Raw genomic sequence first — 15,174 nt, 5'->3', positions numbered from 1 at the left:
TTCACCCCTTAATCATACGGCAGGCAAAACCACCTTCGCTGCCATAATAATAGGGCATTATTTCCATAAATCCATCACTGATTTTAGGTTTTACTTGAGTGGATATTTTTTCTTCAGCACTAAAATTGGGAAAGCTTTTTAAAAACCTCTTTACAACTTGCTGGTTTTCTACCGGGGATAAGGTACAGGTGTAGAATATAAGGTGCCCCTTCTGCCGGAGATAGTCTTTTGCACATTTTAGTATCTGGTATGATTTTTCACCCAGCCTCTCTAAATCCTTATAATCCCGGCCATACTTTGCATCCGGGTTCTTGGAAATAGTCCCCAAAGCGCTGCAGGGCGCATCCACAAATATTTTATCAAAAACCCTGTCTTTGCCCAGGCTTTTCAAACTGGTGGCATCATCCTCCAACAGTTCAATATTTTCTATACCCAGCCTTTCGATATTTTCTTCCATTCTCTTTATTTTTTTTCTGCTTATATCTACTGACACTATATGTCCCCTGCCTTCCATAAGCTGGGAAGCAAAAAGAGATTTTCCTCCAGGAGCAGCACACAGGTCTAATATCTTTTCTCCGGACTGGGGATTGAGAAAATATCTTACTGCTATCTGTGAAGAAATATCCTGTACAGTTATTAAACCGTTATAAAACAATTGACTGTCCAGTATTGAGCCCAAAGAGGACAACCGGAAATTCAGTTTAGCCAGCCCTGGGGGCAGTCCGGAATCAATCTGGCTTTCCTCCTGCTTAAGGTTTAATTCTTTAGCTGCCTGCAGGCGGTCTATCTCCGGATTAATCCTTAAGAAGGTAAAGGGGTTACCATTTAAGCTATACATCAATTTTTCAGCCTCCATTTGGCCATAGTGACCGATCCAGTACTCTACCAGCCACTCCGGGTATGAGTAGTGTATGCTTGTTCTTTTAAACTCATGGTAATTTTCCCTGTCCAGCAATTGCATCATATGCAATTTCGGCTGTTCAAATGAGGATAATTTCCTCAGGATAGCATTAATAAATTTGGCTGCACCGCTGTGAACATATTTTTTGGCCAGCTTTACTGATTCATCAACAATACTGTAGTAGGGAACCTTATCCAGATAAAGGATCTGGAATACTCCCAGCCTCAATATGGTTACTACTTCCGTATCCAGTTGGCTTAATGAAACATGTGATAGCTGGCTTATGCAATAATCAATAAAAATCCGGTGCCTTACAGTTCCCTTCACCACATTATAGGCAAAATTTTTATCCAGCCGGGAGATTTTTCCAGCAAGTATATTATCCAGGGCTGAATTCAGGGGCTTTTGCTTATTAAAATACTGGTCCAGTATTTTATAGGCAATGTCTCTTGCATTTTGTTTAACCAAAACTGTCACCGGGCTTTAACCTGTAACCGTTGAGGAAATCTTTAAAATGCATGGAATTCTTATTCTCCGGTTTAAGAACCTGGAGCCAGATATTGGTATTTTGCCCGCACTGTACTTCTATCCCCTGCTGGTTATGGATATCAATAATGGTGCCCGGGGGCAAGTTTTTACCTCTTCTATCTGCAGGCAGTTCTGCCTGCAGAATTTTAATTCTCTTCTTATCTAAATAGCAGTAACAGCCGGGGGAAGCACTATAAGCCCTTATGTTATTATTAATCTGGGATGATTTCTGATCCCATTCTATTTGCAAATCTTTTCTTTCCAGCCTAAAAGTATAGGTAGCCCTGCTTTCATCCTGGTCAAAAGAATCCAGATTATTGTTTTCTATAAGTCCCAGGGTTGCTTCCAGCAAGGGGCATCCTATCTTTACCAGTTTAAATTTCAGCTTATCCTTATTATCTTTTTTGTCTATCTTTATAATGGTCTGGGAAAAAACAGGGCCGGCATCCAACTGCGGAGTAACCTCCATTATGGATACCCCGGTTAATTCATCTCCATTTTTTAAAGCCCCGGTTATGGGAGAAGGACCCCTGTATCTGGGAAGCAATGAAGGGTGAACATTAATACACCGGTGGGGTACAAGGGACAAAAATGATTCAGGTAAAATTATACCGCATGATACCACCACCGCCCCGTTGAACTTTTCGCCGGACAGGGAGCTGATTTCTTTTTTACCAATCTTTTTTGCCTCTAAAATCCTTAAACCTAATTCTGCTGCTTTCTTTTTAACCGGATTGGCCAACAGTCTTTTACCCCTGCCCTGGGGCATATCAGGATAAGTTATAACCATCGATATATTGTTATGGGAACAATACAATGCATCCAGAAAAGGAACTGAAAAATCCGACGATCCTAAAAATAATAAATCCACTATTTTTTTCCCTCTTCGGTTTGCTCACTATCATACTGGAAAAGCAGCTTCCTCTTGGTTTTCTTATCCAGCCTATCTATGAACAAAGTGCCTTCCAGATGATCTACTTCGTGCTGGAATACCCTGGCCAGTATACCTTCGGCCACCACCTCAATTTTTTTGCCCTCTAGATTTAATGCTTCTACCCTTATTTTTGTATTTCGGACTACATCAGCCCTAAGGTGGGGCAAACTGAGGCAGCCTTCTTCTTCCAGCTCGGTCTGGTCATCTAAAACCTTTATTTCCGGGTTTATATAAACCTGCATATCCTCTTCTAGGTTAATGGCAATAACCCTTTTACTCACACCTATCTGAGGTGCTGCCAGGCCCACTCCGGCTTGATAACCAGTATTTATGGAATCAGCCATATCCTTTGCCAGGGTCAATACAGCATCATCTATCTGCTCTACAGCACGGCTTTTTTCCCTCAGAACCGGATCACCCAATACTCTTATTTTCCTAATAGACATAACTCACCTTCCACTTAAAGAATCCATGCCGGATCCACGTCAATAATAATTCTGGTATCTGCCACTTTCCTGTAATTTTTCATAAATTTATTAAAATTGGCCATTAATCTATTTAGGTCTTCTGTTTTAATCATTATATGCCACCTGTAATAACGGTTTATCTTACTAAAGGGGGCAGGCGAAGGCCCTAATAAGATAGCTTTAATTTTAATTACTTTGCTTAATTCTGTAAAGAACCGTTGACTTTCTGCCTGTACCTTCTGCTGTTCTGTTCCCGATATTACTATATTAACTATATGTGAAAAGGGGGGATATGACAGCTCTTTCCTGTTTTTAAGTTCCTGTAGGTAAAAACTCTGGTAATCCTGTTTTAAAAAAGAACTTATCACTTCATGCCGGGGATTGTAAGTCTGTATTATAACTTTTCCCTGTTTGGATTTTCTTCCCGCTCTTCCTGCTACCTGGCTTATTAACTGGTAAGCTCTTTCATACATATGATAATCAGGTAATTCAAGCATGGAGTCACAATTAATAATCCCTACCAGGGTCACATCTTCAATATCCAGGCCCTTGGCTATCATCTGGGTGCCCAGAAGAATGGCTGGTCCCGGTTTTAGAAAGCTGTTAAGGATTTTTTGGTGGGACTTTTTTTCCACGGTTGCATCAGAATCCATCCTCAACACCGGAACCGGTTTAAATCTTAAGTTTAGCTGCCTCTCCACTCTTTGTATCCCTGTACCTTTTAACAGTATATTCTTTTGACCGCATTGGCTGCAGTTGGGGCTGTAACCAAACTCTCTGCCGCAATGATGGCATCGTAAAACATTGTCTGTAATATGGTATTTTAGAGCCAGGTTGCAGGCAGGACATTTCAGTACATGCCCGCAGGAGTTGCAGATTAAAAAATTGCTGTAGCCTCTTTTATTTATAAAAATTATAACCTTATTCTGTTTATCTAAATGTTCCTTAATAGCCTGATGCAGCCTATTGGTAATAATATGGCTCTGGCTGGCAGAATTTACCTTTTTTAAATCAATAACCTCCTTCAGTATATCCCTGGACCTGGTAGCTTTTTCCGGCATCTTCAGCAGCTCAAAATCACTTTCGGTTTCAGCCTTATACCTTATCACTACAGAAGGGGTGGCGCTTCCAAAAACCACCGGTATGTTTAGAATCCTTCCCAGTCTCAGGGCTACATCCCCAAGATTGTACCTTACCTTGGAATTCTCTTTATAGGAGGGGTCATGCTCTTCGTCCACTACTATTATACCTAAGTCTTTAAACGGTAGAAATATTGCGGATCTGGTGCCCACCACTATCTTGTTTTTTCCTTCTGCTACTTCCATCCACCTTTCGTAGCGCTCTGCCTGGCTCATATTAGAATGATAAACACATACTTCTTCTCCAAATTCCTGGGTAAACCTTGCAAATAGTTGCGGGGTTAAGGATATTTCCGGAGTAAGAACCAGGGCTTTTCTACCCTTCTCTATAACCTGTTTGCAGGCTTCAATATAAACTTTGGTTTTGCCGCTGCCGGCTACTCCTTCCACCAAAAATGCCTTAAACTGGTTAGCCTTTAGGGCAGAAGATACAGACTGAAGACATTGCTTCTGATAAATATTTAAAGTCACATCAGGGCTGGCCTGGTTCTCCTCATCATACTTAAAATTCCTTTTAACCCTTTCTTCTTCTATATTCACCACACCCTTGTTCTGTAAAGCCTTAAGGCTGGTATAGCCGGAGTTTGATTTTTTGATTAAGTCTTCTTTACTGCTTTTGCCCCTTTGCTGCAGTAACTGTATTATTCTCTTCTGGGCATGACTTCTTTTATAGGTAGAAGACTTTTTAAATTTAAATAAACCTTCATTATTCAAAGATACCATCTGCCTGTATTTGAAACCTACAGATGGTTTAATTAACCGGTAACCCTGGGTTATTAAGCCCTGTCTTTGGTATCTCAGGATTTCTTCTTTTAAACCGGGGTTATCCTGTAGCTGCCTGTCAGGCAGTGGAAAGCTAACTTTTAGCTGATCCAATTTACGGTCTGCCCTTACCGCCTTCCATATTTTTTCTATCTTTGGCTCCTTGCCGGGTGGTGTAAACAGCTGGGCCACACTGGCCAGAGGCTGCAGGTAATAAAAGGACATCCAGTATATGAGTTTGATTCTGAATTTATCAAATACCGGAGCAGATGCTATAAGGCTATGGATTGGTTTCAGCTGACTTGATTTCAGGCGGCTATGGCTCTTTAATCTGACGATGTAACCAATCTCCAGCCTGGACTGGAAAGGAACCATAACCACTGCTCCAATATCCAGGTCATCTAAATTTTCAGGTACTTCATAGTCAAAAGGGTGATCGATATCCAGGGCTTTTATCCCTAATATGACTTCAGCATATTGGTGTTTGTTAACCATATATTGACACTAGGTACTTTATTTTAATCCCAGCATGCTTTTAATATCATCAACCTTATCCAGTTTTTCCCAGGTAAAGTCACGGTCGTGCCTGCCGAAATGGCCGTAAGCTGCTGTTTTCTTATAGATTGGCCTCAACAGATCAAGATCCCTGACAATAGCTCCCGGCCTTAAATCAAATATCTCTCTGACTGCCTTCTCTATTTTGGATACATCCACCTTTTCCGTACCAAAGGTTTCCACCATCAAGGAGACCGGATGGGATTTTCCTATAGCATAGGCCACTTCGATTTCCAGTTTTTCTGCTACCCCTGCCGCCACTAAGTTCTTGGCTACATACCTGGCTGCATAGGTTGCAGAACGGTCAACTTTGGAAGGATCCTTACCGGAAAAAGCTCCGCCTCCGTGCCTGGCTACTCCGCCATAGGTGTCCACAATGATTTTCCTTCCGGTAAGTCCGGTGTCACCCATGGGACCTCCAATGGTAAACTCGCCTGTTGGGTTAACCAGCAGCTGATAATCTTTTGCCAGTAAGTCTTCTGGTATTATGGGCTTAACCACAAATTCCTTAAAATCAGGTTTAATCTGGGTATCAGTATCAATATTTGGAGCATGCTGGCTGGAGAGCACAATGGTGTCCACACTGACCGGTTTGCCATCTTCATACCTTACCGTTACCTGTGATTTGCCATCAGGTCTAAGATATGGCAGTATACCCGCTTTCCTTACTTCAGAAAGCCGGTGGGAAAGCTTATGGGCCAGCATTATTGGCAAAGGCATATATTCTTCGGTTTCATTACAGGCATAACCAAACATCATACCCTGGTCTCCTGCTCCCTGATAATCAATTTCATCTTCATAACCGTTACCCAGTCTGGCTTCATAGGCCTTATTTACTCCCTGGGCTATATTGGTAGATTGTCTTCCTATGGATACAATCACTCCGCAGGTCTCATAATCAAATCCATATTTAGCACGGGTATACCCGATATCCTTAATAGTTGTCCTTACTATATCTGGAATTTCCACATAAGTTTCAGTGGTAACCTCGCCGGCAACCACTACCAGCCCGGTTTTAAGTAAGGTTTCAATAGCAGTCCTGCATTTGGGATCATCAACTATTATTGAATCCAATATAGCATCTGATATCTGGTCAGCCATTTTGTCCGGATGGCCTTCGGTTACTGATTCTGACGTAAATAAGTATGAACCCTTCTTTGACATTTGTGCCCCCTGTTAAATTCTTTTCTTTCTATAAATAATTATCAATTATATTCGCCCATATTTTTCTGGCTATTATATTTTTTTTAGCCTTCTCTACTAATGTGCGGCTGCCGTCAGGACTTACCAGGATTACCTGGTTATAGTCACTGCCGATACCCATGCCTTGTTTGGAAATATCATTAGCCACAATCATATCTATGTTGCCGTCCTTGAATTTCTCCAGCATATTTTGTTCGGTCAGTTCGGTCTCTGCCGCAAAACCTATCAGCACCTGGCCCTGTTTCTTTTCCCGGGCAAGCAGCTGCAAAATATTCTGGTTTAACTTGAAACTCAATTGGGATAATATATCATCTTTTTTCTTTAACTTGTAGTCAAATCTCTGCCCGGGAATAATATCACTGACCGCTGCAGCCATGATAGTTACATCGGCTTTACTATAAAATTCCAGCACTTTATCCCTCATCTGCATAGAACTTTCTACCCCTATAGTCTCCACCCCGAACGGACGGTTAAGGTTCCGGGCGGATGTTATCAATATAACCCGTTTTGCTCCCCTTAATTTTGCTTCCCGGGCCAGCGCATGGCCCATTTTACCGCTGGAAGCATTGGAAATATATCTTACCGAATCAATATATTCTCTGGTTCCCCCGGCTGTCACCAATACCGTTTTGTCCATTAATTGCCGGGAAAAGGATAGAACTTCTAACAGGCTGTCCAGAATTTTATCCGGCTCTACCATTTTACCTTTTCCTTCTTCCCCGCAGGCCAGTCTTCCTTCAGCCGGCCCAGCAAAAAAGAACTTACCCCATGATTCAAGCTTCCGGATATTCTCCTGTAATGACTGCTGTGTGTACATGCTTTCATTCATGGCCGGCGCTATTAGCACCGGGCAAGTGGCGGCAAGTGCGGTAGTAGTTAAGAAATTATCACATATGCCCATGGCCAATTTGGAAATGGTATTGGCGGTAGCCGGTGCAATTATCATCGCATCCGCACTGTGGGCTAGAGAAATATGGTCGGTTTTTCTATCTCTGAACTGATCATATATGGTTTCATTGCCGCTTAAAGCGTTTAAGGTAGAAATACCTAAAAAATTAAGCGCATTTGGCGTCATGACAGGATATACTGTGGCTCCCATCTTTACCAGATGGCTGCAAACCTGAGCCGCTTTATAAGCAGCTATGGACCCGGTAACACCAAGAACAATTTTTTTTCCTTCAAATACTGAAGTCATGAATTACTTGTCAGTTCTTATATAGCTGACAACCCCCTCTTTTATTTCATTCAAAGCAATCTCTAAAGGGTCCCTGGAGTCTATATCCACCAGAGGCGGAACCACGTTTACTCTTTCCATATTCCTCTTGGCAGACATATAGCTGCCCAGCTCCCTGGCCCGTTTAGCAACCGCTATACATAGATTATATTTATTATCTAATTTTTTAATATAAGTATCGATATAAGGTACCTCAGTCAAAATGCTTTCCTCCTTTTTCTTGGTTTAATACTGCCTTTAAATTTAGTAAAGTTTCATTATAATTGTTATTTACAATTATGCAATCATAGTATTTGGTATACTTTAATTCTTCTTCGGCGACTTCAATCCTTTTTTCTATCTGTGACCTGTCATCTGTATTTCTACCCAGTAATCTTCTTTCTAGCTCCTCCACACTGGTAGTAGTAATAAAGATCATATAGGCGTCACTTATTTTTTTCTTTACCTTCATGGCTCCCTTTACTTCTATTTCCAGTATGACATTGATACCCTGTTTGATTTTTTCTATGACAAAATCTACTGGAGTTCCATAAAGATAACCGCAGTAATCAGCCCATTCCAGCAATTTGTCTTCTTCAATCAGGCTCTGAAACTGGGGTTCAGAAATAAAACGGTAATGCTTATTCTTTTTTTCATTCTTTCTCATAGGCCTGGTAGTCACTGATAAGGATTTAACAAATCCTTTCATATCTTTTAAAGCATCCCTGATAAGGCTGCTTTTACCAGCTCCTGAAGGTCCGGAAATGACAAATATTTTACCCTGGTCCGCCATTAATCTCTAATTCTAAAATAATTATAAAATCTTTGTTTCTGGTTTTTGCCCAGGCCGCCAATTTTCTTGGATAGGCTTATTTTTAGCTCTTCAGTTAATATACTTTCTGCCCTTACTCTTCCTATGCCCGGAAGTGCACTAACCAATTCTATGGCTTTCATATTTCCTACAACCTGTTCAAAAAAATCCTTATCCTGAAATACAGATTTCAGGCTGATCTTCTCTGATTTTAAAGCCTTTTTTAAGTCTGACCTCTTTTTTCTGATTTCTCTGGCTTTTATTAAGCCTTTACGCCTTACTTCACTATCCAGGTTATTTACAGGCATATCAAAAATCTTTCATGCATTAAATAATAAAAGTGAACCTAGCAGATAGCTACCCTATTTTCTACTGCCTGGAATATCCATTTTAACACCAGCTTTACACAGGGGGCAATCCTGAGGTGAAAATTTTTCAATATTTAAGCTTATAAGAGAACGGTACGGAAGACCAAAGTCTGCTTCCTGGGAGCGGTCTACTATGGATACTACTGCCATAACCTCGGCTTCTTTTTTGTGGCATATATCAATTACTTCCTTAACTGAACCTCCGGTGGTAACTACATCCTCAGCCACCACAATCTTCTGGCCTTTTTTTATATCAAAGCCTCTTCTCAGCTCCATCTGATCCGATTTTCTTTCCGTGAAAATCATCTCTGTACCCATGCTGTAAGCTATCATATATCCGTAGAATATTCCTCCTATTGCCGGTGAAACTATTAAATCCACATCACCTGTATCAATTAATTCAGAAAGCATATTACTGGTTTCTTCTGCCAATTTTTTAGTGAGATCGGGGTGTTTTAACAACCTGGCGCATTGCAGATAATACTGGCTGTGATAGCCTGAGGTAAGCTTGAAATGGCCCTCCAGAATGGCTCCCGTCTGCTTGAACATCCCCATTATATCCAGATTCTTATTCTGGCTTACTATCTTTAACATATTACAGTGCCCTTTCTATTTCTTGTAAAAATAAGTCTATAGCTGATGATACATCATCTTTGGTGGTTATGGAACGGCCTACCACTAAGAAATCTGCTCCATCCGCTATCGCTTGCCCGGGAGTGCTTATTCTTTTCTGGTCACCTTTTTCGTCCTGAGCCAGCCTTATCCCCGGGGTAATAAGGTAAAAATCATCCCCAAATTTTTTCCTGAGGCCTGCAGCTTCTCTGGGAGAGCATACTATTCCGTCTATCCCTGCATTCAGGGACATCTTCACCAGAGAATCTACCATTTCCATATAGCTTTTATCTATACCCATTTGCCCCAGGTCCCTGTCATCCAGACTGGTAAGCACGGTTACCCCAAACAACATAGGGGCAATCTGGTCATCTTCCCTGGAAGCATCCTCTAATGCGGCTTTGGCATCAGAGATCATCCGGGGGCCGCCAAGGGTATGTGCAGTAACTGCAAACGGTTTGATTTGAGCAATGGCCCTGCAGGCTCCGGATACTGTATTGGGTATGTCTAATAATTTTGAATCCAGCATTATGTTGTAGCCAAAACTCTTAACCGTATCCAGTATGCCCAGCCCCTGGCTGTATATAAGCTCCAGCCCTATCTTCACTGTGCTCACCCGGTTGGCTATATTCTGGCAGACAGAAATAGTCTGCTGCCTGGTAGAAACATCAATACTTACTATAAGGCGGTCTTCAGGCTTCAGTTCTTTTCGCTTCATTTAAAAGCCCTTCCTATTATTTTTCCAATATGGTCTATGTTTTTGCTATTCAGATAATCAGTCATGCCATTAATTATTTTTTTCCCCGCATTATAATCTATAAAATTAACCGTACCTATCCCTACCGCAGCAGCTCCAGCTACCATAAATTCCAAAGCATCCCGGTAATCAAATATTCCACCCATCCCTATTACCGGAATTATTTCTTCCCTGGCAATCTCAAGCACCTTGGCCAGAGCTATAGGCTTTATGGCCGGTCCGGAAAGCCCACCGGTCACATTGCCCAGCCGGGGCTTAAAAGTTTCTATGTCAAACGCGGTTCCCACCAGAGTGTTAATAAGCGAAACCGCATCGGCTCCTCCCTGTTTAGCCGCCAGGGCCTGATGCTTTAATTGTCCTACATTGGGGCTTAGTTTAACTATTACGGGTCTATTTAATATTTGCTTGACCCTAGATGCGATTTCTCTTATATCTTCAGGGCAGCTGCAGAAAGCCATTCCTCCCTTATCTACATTGGGGCAGGAGAGATTAAGTTCCACTCCCCCTATCTGGTCGGCTACATCCAGGATCCGGCCAGCAATCTGCTCAAATTCTGCAATAGTTTCACCAAATATGCTTAATATAGCATTGATATTTAACTTTTTTATCAGAGGCAGGTCATAACTTATAAACTTATCAATTCCAGGATTCTGAAGTCCTATTGAATTTAATATCCCCCCTGCGGTCTCAAAAATTCTGGGAGGAGGGTTGCCCTGCCTGGGCGAAAGCGAAAAACTTTTGGTGGTAACTGCACCCAGTATGGAAGGATCATAAAAGTTGGCATATTCTATACCGGATCCAAAAGTACCCGAGCAGGTAATTACCGGATTCTTTAGTTTCAAGTCTCCCAGCTCTACTGCCAGACCGGGAACAAAATAATCAGTCAAAAATTACCTCCCTGAGGTTGAATGCGGGACCATCGCTGCACACTTTTTTATAGACATATCCGTTCATATCCTGCCTTATTTTTACCGCACACCCTGCGCAAACCCCTACCCCGCAGGCCATCCATTCTTCCAGAATAGCCACTGTTTTTCCTCTATGCTCTGATAACTTGTTCTGCAGTACTTTCAGCATGGGCCTGGGTCCACAACAGTAGGTATCATATTCACTGTATTTCTGTATATCAGCTAAACCTTCCACCACCTGGCCGGGATTGGCCCAGTGGTCCTTTTCGCAGTATATGCTGTAATCAATATTAAGCCTCATTATGTCTCTTTCTATCAATCTGAAACTGTCATCCTTAAAGCCCGCAAGAATGCGGACTTTTCTTGACTCAGCAATACATTTACTGGCAATAAAAAACAGGGGAGCAATACCTATGCCTCCCCCTATAAGCAGTACCCTGTCGCTGCTTATCTCTATGGGCTGTCCCAGGGGGCCGGAAAAATCTATTACATCGCCTTTGACCAGGCCGGACAGATATTTGGTTCCCTTGCCCCTTAACTGATAAAGAACAGTTATTACATTAAAGGACTGCTCTATATCATAAATGCTGAAGGGCCGTCGCAATAAAGGATCATGCTGTCCAGGTTCTGAACATTTTATATTTATAAACTGGCCCAGCCCTGCATTCCTGCATACATAGGGTGAAAAAATGTCAATTTTAAACAGATCATCACCCAGCCTTCTATTATTTACAACTTCCCCGCTTACAGATTTCATTTATAGTCCTGAATAGCTTTAACTTTTACATTAACGTTTGATCTTAATTCCTTTATTCCCTGCATTACTGCCGAAGCACCGGATATGGTGGTTATGGAAGTTACATTGTGCAGTACTGCTGCCGTCCTTAAATAATAACCATCGCTCCTGGCAGTGCTTCCTTCGGGTGTGTTTATTATAAGGTCTACATCCCCGTTTTTAATAAGATCCAGAACATTGGGCCTGCCTTCCCTTATTTTAAGCACTGAATCACATTTTATGGACTTGCCTTCCAAAAATTCCCCGGTTCCCTTGGTGGTAATTATTTTAAAACCCAGATCCATAAATCCCCTGGCAATATCCTCTATTTGCTGCTTGTCCCGGTCACTTACGCTTATAAACACAGTGCCCTGTACAGGAAATTTCTGGTTGGTAGCAATCTGGGACTTGGCAAAAGCTATACCAAAGTTGGGGTCTATTCCCATAACCTCTCCTGTTGATTTCATCTCCGGCCCCAAAATGGTATCAATGCCAGGAAAACGGTTAAAAGGCATTACTGCTTCTTTGATGCTGAAATAATTTAATTTGGTAGAATCTTTCCTTTCAAAATCCTGAGCCTTTAATTTTTTTCCAGTCATTACCCTGGATGCTATCTTGGCTAAAGGAATATTAATTGACTTGCTTATAAAGGGTATGGTTCTCGAAGCCCTGGGGTTAGCTTCCAGAACAAAAACCTTTGAATTCTTTATGGCATACTGGATATTAATAAGACCCCTTACTTTCAGTTTTTCTGCTATCTGGTAGGTATATTTTCTCAGGGTATCAAGAGTTTTGGAATCCAGGGTAAAAGGCGGGATAACACAGGCGCTGTCTCCTGAATGTATCCCTGCCTCTTCGATGTGCTCCATTATTCCCCCGATAAATATTTCTTCACCGTCAAACACTGCATCCACATCTATTTCAATTGCTCTTTCCAGGAATTTGTCTATGAGTATGGGCCTGTCCGGTGACACCAGGGCAGCATCCCGTACATAATTTTTAAGGGAATCCTGATCATAAACTATACTCATAGCCCTGCCTCCCAGTACATAGGAAGGCCTAACCAGTACCGGATAACCGATCCGATTGGCAATTTCTATAGCCTGGTCTATGTTTAAGGCCGTGCCATTATCGGGCTGAGGAATACCCATCTCTGAAAGCATAGCCCCAAACCTTTGCCTGTCTTCGGCCAGATCTATGCTGTCCGGAGAAGTACCCAGTATGTTTACACCTTCATTTTGCAGCTGCTGGGCTAATTTCAAGGGAGTCTGACCGCCAAACTGCACTATTACCCCTATCGGTTTCTCTGCTTCTATGATGTTCATTACATCTTCAAAAGTTAAAGGTTCGAAATACAACCGGTCCGAAGTATCATAATCGGTACTCACCGTTTCTGGATTGCAGTTTACCATTATGGTTTCATAGCCATCCTGGTGCAGGGCAAATGAAGCATGAACGCAGCAGTAGTCAAATTCTATTCCCTGTCCTATCCGGTTGGGTCCGCTGCCCAGTATTACTATTTTATCTTTATCTGAAGGTTTTACTTCATCCTCAGATTCATAAGTAGAATAATAGTAAGGGGTATAAGCCTCAAACTCAGCAGCACAGGTATCTACGGTTTTAAAGGTTGCAACCAGGTCCAGCTTCTTTCTAAGCTTTCTTACTTTTTCCTGGGAACTGTTACACATATGTGCAATTTGGATATCTGAATACCCCAGCCTTTTTGCTTCCAGCAAATCCTGTCTGCTCAGGCTGGCCAGATTACGATTAGAAAACTTTTTTTCGAATTCCACCAGTTGCTTTATATTGTATAAAAACCAAGGGTCTATTTTGGTATATTCATAAATCTGTTCTACGGTCTTGCCCATCTCAAATGCAAGTTTTATATAAAAAACTCTATCCTGATTAGGCACAGAGAGTTTTTTGAAAAGCATCTCCTGCTTTATATGATCATATCCATCAGCGCCCAGGCCATAACGGTCTATTTCCAGCGAACGTATAGCTTTCTGCAAAGCCTGCTTAAAGGTCCTGCCTATGGCCATTGCTTCACCCACTGATTTCATCCTGGTGGTTAGCGTGGGGTCTGTACCCGGGAACTTTTCAAAAGCCCACCGGGGAAATTTTACAACCACATAATCTATTGACGGCTCAAAACAGGCAGGTGTTTTTTTGGTAATATCATTAGGTATCTCATCCAGATTATAGCCAATGGCCAGCTTGGTGGCTATCTTGGCAATAGGAAACCCGGTGGCCTTACTGGCCAGTGCACTGCTTCTTGATACCCTGGGATTCATTTCAATTACTGCCATCTGGCCATTTTCCGGATTTATAGCAAACTGAATATTAGACCCCCCGGTCTCTACCCCAATTTCCCTGATAATCCTTAATGCCGCATTACGCATATTCTGGTATTCCTGGTCGGTAAGGGTTTGCGCAGGAGCAACGGTTATGCTGTCTCCGGTATGTACCCCCATGGGATCAAAATTTTCTATGGAGCATACAATCACTACATTATCCGCTTTGTCCCTCATTACCTCCAGTTCGAACTCTTTCCAGCCCGCCACCGATTTTTCAATTAAAACCCTGCCAATGGGTGAAAGATCCAGGCCCCTTAAAACCGTTTCCGTAAATTCTTCTTTATTGAAAGCAACTCCACCCCCCAGGCCGCCCAGAGTGAAACTGGGCCTCACTACCAGGGGAAATTTAAGCTTTTCGCTAAACCCCAGGGCTTCTTCAAGACTGTGAGCATATTCGCTGGGTGGAACATATAAGCCGATATCTCTCATGGCCTGCTTAAACAAAGCCCTGTCTTCAGCCTTGTTTATAACATCCACATTGGCACCCAGAAGTTCCACTCCATATTTCTTAAGCACCCCTGCTTCCTCCAGGCTTACTGCAATATTTAGCCCGGTCTGGCCCCCCAGGGTTGACAGCAGTGCATCCGGCCTTTCTTTTATTATAACTTTTTCCACAAATTCCGGGGTAAGCGGCTCAATATAGGTTTTATCCGCAAATTCAGGATCAGTCATAATAGTAGCAGGATTGCTGTTTACCAGTATTACTTCATAACCTTCGTCTTTTAATACCTTACAGCCCTGGGTTCCCGAATAGTCAAACTCACAAGCCTGCCCTATTATTATGGGTCCCGAGCCTATTATTAAAATCTTTTTTAAGTCTTTCCTTTTAGGCATAAAATCTTCCTATTTAAAATTTTCAATTATATTAATAAATCTCTTAAAAA

Annotated in this window: 14 protein-coding genes; all 14 read right to left on the bottom strand. The window is 42.0% G+C overall.

What is annotated here, in order from left to right; translation table 11 throughout:
• Window position 1 precedes the first annotated feature (1 nt).
• The 14 genes from rsmB to carB are packed head-to-tail and all read right to left on the bottom strand — an operon-like array spanning window position 2 to window position 15,124.
• The gene (gene rsmB, locus K9H14_01140; protein MCG9478797.1) at window positions 2-1,378 is read right to left on the bottom strand and encodes a 16S rRNA (cytosine(967)-C(5))-methyltransferase RsmB; all 1,377 of its coding nucleotides are present in this window, start codon (window positions 1,376-1,378) and stop codon (window positions 2-4) included.
• Window positions 1,362-2,300: a methionyl-tRNA formyltransferase gene (fmt, locus tag K9H14_01135; protein ID MCG9478796.1), complete on the bottom strand. Its 939-nt coding sequence runs from the start codon at window positions 2,298-2,300 to the stop codon at window positions 1,362-1,364. The genes rsmB and fmt overlap by 17 nt, the downstream gene beginning before the upstream one ends.
• Entirely contained in the window at window positions 2,300-2,809 is a 510-nt protein-coding gene (gene def / locus K9H14_01130; protein ID MCG9478795.1) for a peptide deformylase, read from the bottom strand. Before def ends, fmt begins: the two co-directional genes overlap by 1 nt.
• Before the next feature lie 14 nt (window positions 2,810-2,823).
• Window positions 2,824-5,226 carry a primosomal protein N' gene (priA, locus tag K9H14_01125; GenBank protein MCG9478794.1) on the bottom strand — a complete coding sequence of 801 codons (2,403 nt, stop codon included), beginning with the start codon at window positions 5,224-5,226 and terminating at the stop codon, window positions 2,824-2,826.
• Window positions 5,227-5,244: 18 nt separating this feature from the next.
• A complete protein-coding gene (metK, locus tag K9H14_01120) occupies window positions 5,245-6,450 on the bottom strand; it encodes a methionine adenosyltransferase (GenBank protein ID MCG9478793.1) in 1,206 nt (401 codons plus the stop codon).
• A gap of 28 nt (window positions 6,451-6,478) precedes the next feature.
• On the bottom strand, window positions 6,479-7,684 hold the full coding sequence (gene coaBC, locus K9H14_01115) for a bifunctional phosphopantothenoylcysteine decarboxylase/phosphopantothenate--cysteine ligase CoaBC (protein ID MCG9478792.1): 1,206 nt from the start codon (window positions 7,682-7,684) through the stop codon (window positions 6,479-6,481).
• Window positions 7,685-7,687: 3 nt separating this feature from the next.
• Window positions 7,688-7,924, bottom strand: a complete 237-nt coding sequence (gene rpoZ / locus K9H14_01110; protein ID MCG9478791.1) for a DNA-directed RNA polymerase subunit omega — start codon at window positions 7,922-7,924, stop codon at window positions 7,688-7,690.
• Window positions 7,917-8,495 carry a guanylate kinase gene (gene gmk / locus K9H14_01105; protein MCG9478790.1) on the bottom strand — a complete coding sequence of 193 codons (579 nt, stop codon included), beginning with the start codon at window positions 8,493-8,495 and terminating at the stop codon, window positions 7,917-7,919. The genes rpoZ and gmk overlap by 8 nt, the downstream gene beginning before the upstream one ends.
• Complete coding sequence (locus K9H14_01100; GenBank protein ID MCG9478789.1) at window positions 8,495-8,821, bottom strand: integration host factor; 327 nt, start codon at window positions 8,819-8,821, stop codon at window positions 8,495-8,497. Before K9H14_01100 ends, gmk begins: the two co-directional genes overlap by 1 nt.
• Before the next feature lie 54 nt (window positions 8,822-8,875).
• Complete coding sequence (gene pyrE / locus K9H14_01095; GenBank protein MCG9478788.1) at window positions 8,876-9,475, bottom strand: orotate phosphoribosyltransferase; 600 nt, start codon at window positions 9,473-9,475, stop codon at window positions 8,876-8,878.
• A 1-nt stretch (window position 9,476) separates the two neighbouring features.
• Window positions 9,477-10,211: an orotidine-5'-phosphate decarboxylase gene (gene pyrF / locus K9H14_01090; protein MCG9478787.1), complete on the bottom strand. Its 735-nt coding sequence runs from the start codon at window positions 10,209-10,211 to the stop codon at window positions 9,477-9,479.
• A complete protein-coding gene (locus K9H14_01085) occupies window positions 10,208-11,113 on the bottom strand; it encodes a dihydroorotate dehydrogenase (GenBank protein MCG9478786.1) in 906 nt (301 codons plus the stop codon). The genes pyrF and K9H14_01085 overlap by 4 nt, the downstream gene beginning before the upstream one ends.
• Window positions 11,114-11,129: 16 nt before the next feature.
• Window positions 11,130-11,915, bottom strand: coding sequence for a dihydroorotate dehydrogenase electron transfer subunit (locus tag K9H14_01080; protein MCG9478785.1), 786 nt, complete (start codon window positions 11,913-11,915; stop codon window positions 11,130-11,132).
• The gene (gene carB / locus K9H14_01075; protein ID MCG9478784.1) at window positions 11,912-15,124 is read right to left on the bottom strand and encodes a carbamoyl-phosphate synthase large subunit; all 3,213 of its coding nucleotides are present in this window, start codon (window positions 15,122-15,124) and stop codon (window positions 11,912-11,914) included. Before carB ends, K9H14_01080 begins: the two co-directional genes overlap by 4 nt.
• Window positions 15,125-15,174 lie beyond the last annotated feature (50 nt).

The sequence above is a fragment of the Actinomycetes bacterium genome, assembly GCA_022396035.1.
GTDB lineage: Bacteria > Actinomycetota > Humimicrobiia > Humimicrobiales > Humimicrobiaceae > Halolacustris.
The sequence above is the reverse complement of the archived record's forward strand: the minus strand, read 5'-3'. Positions and strand labels throughout refer to the sequence as shown.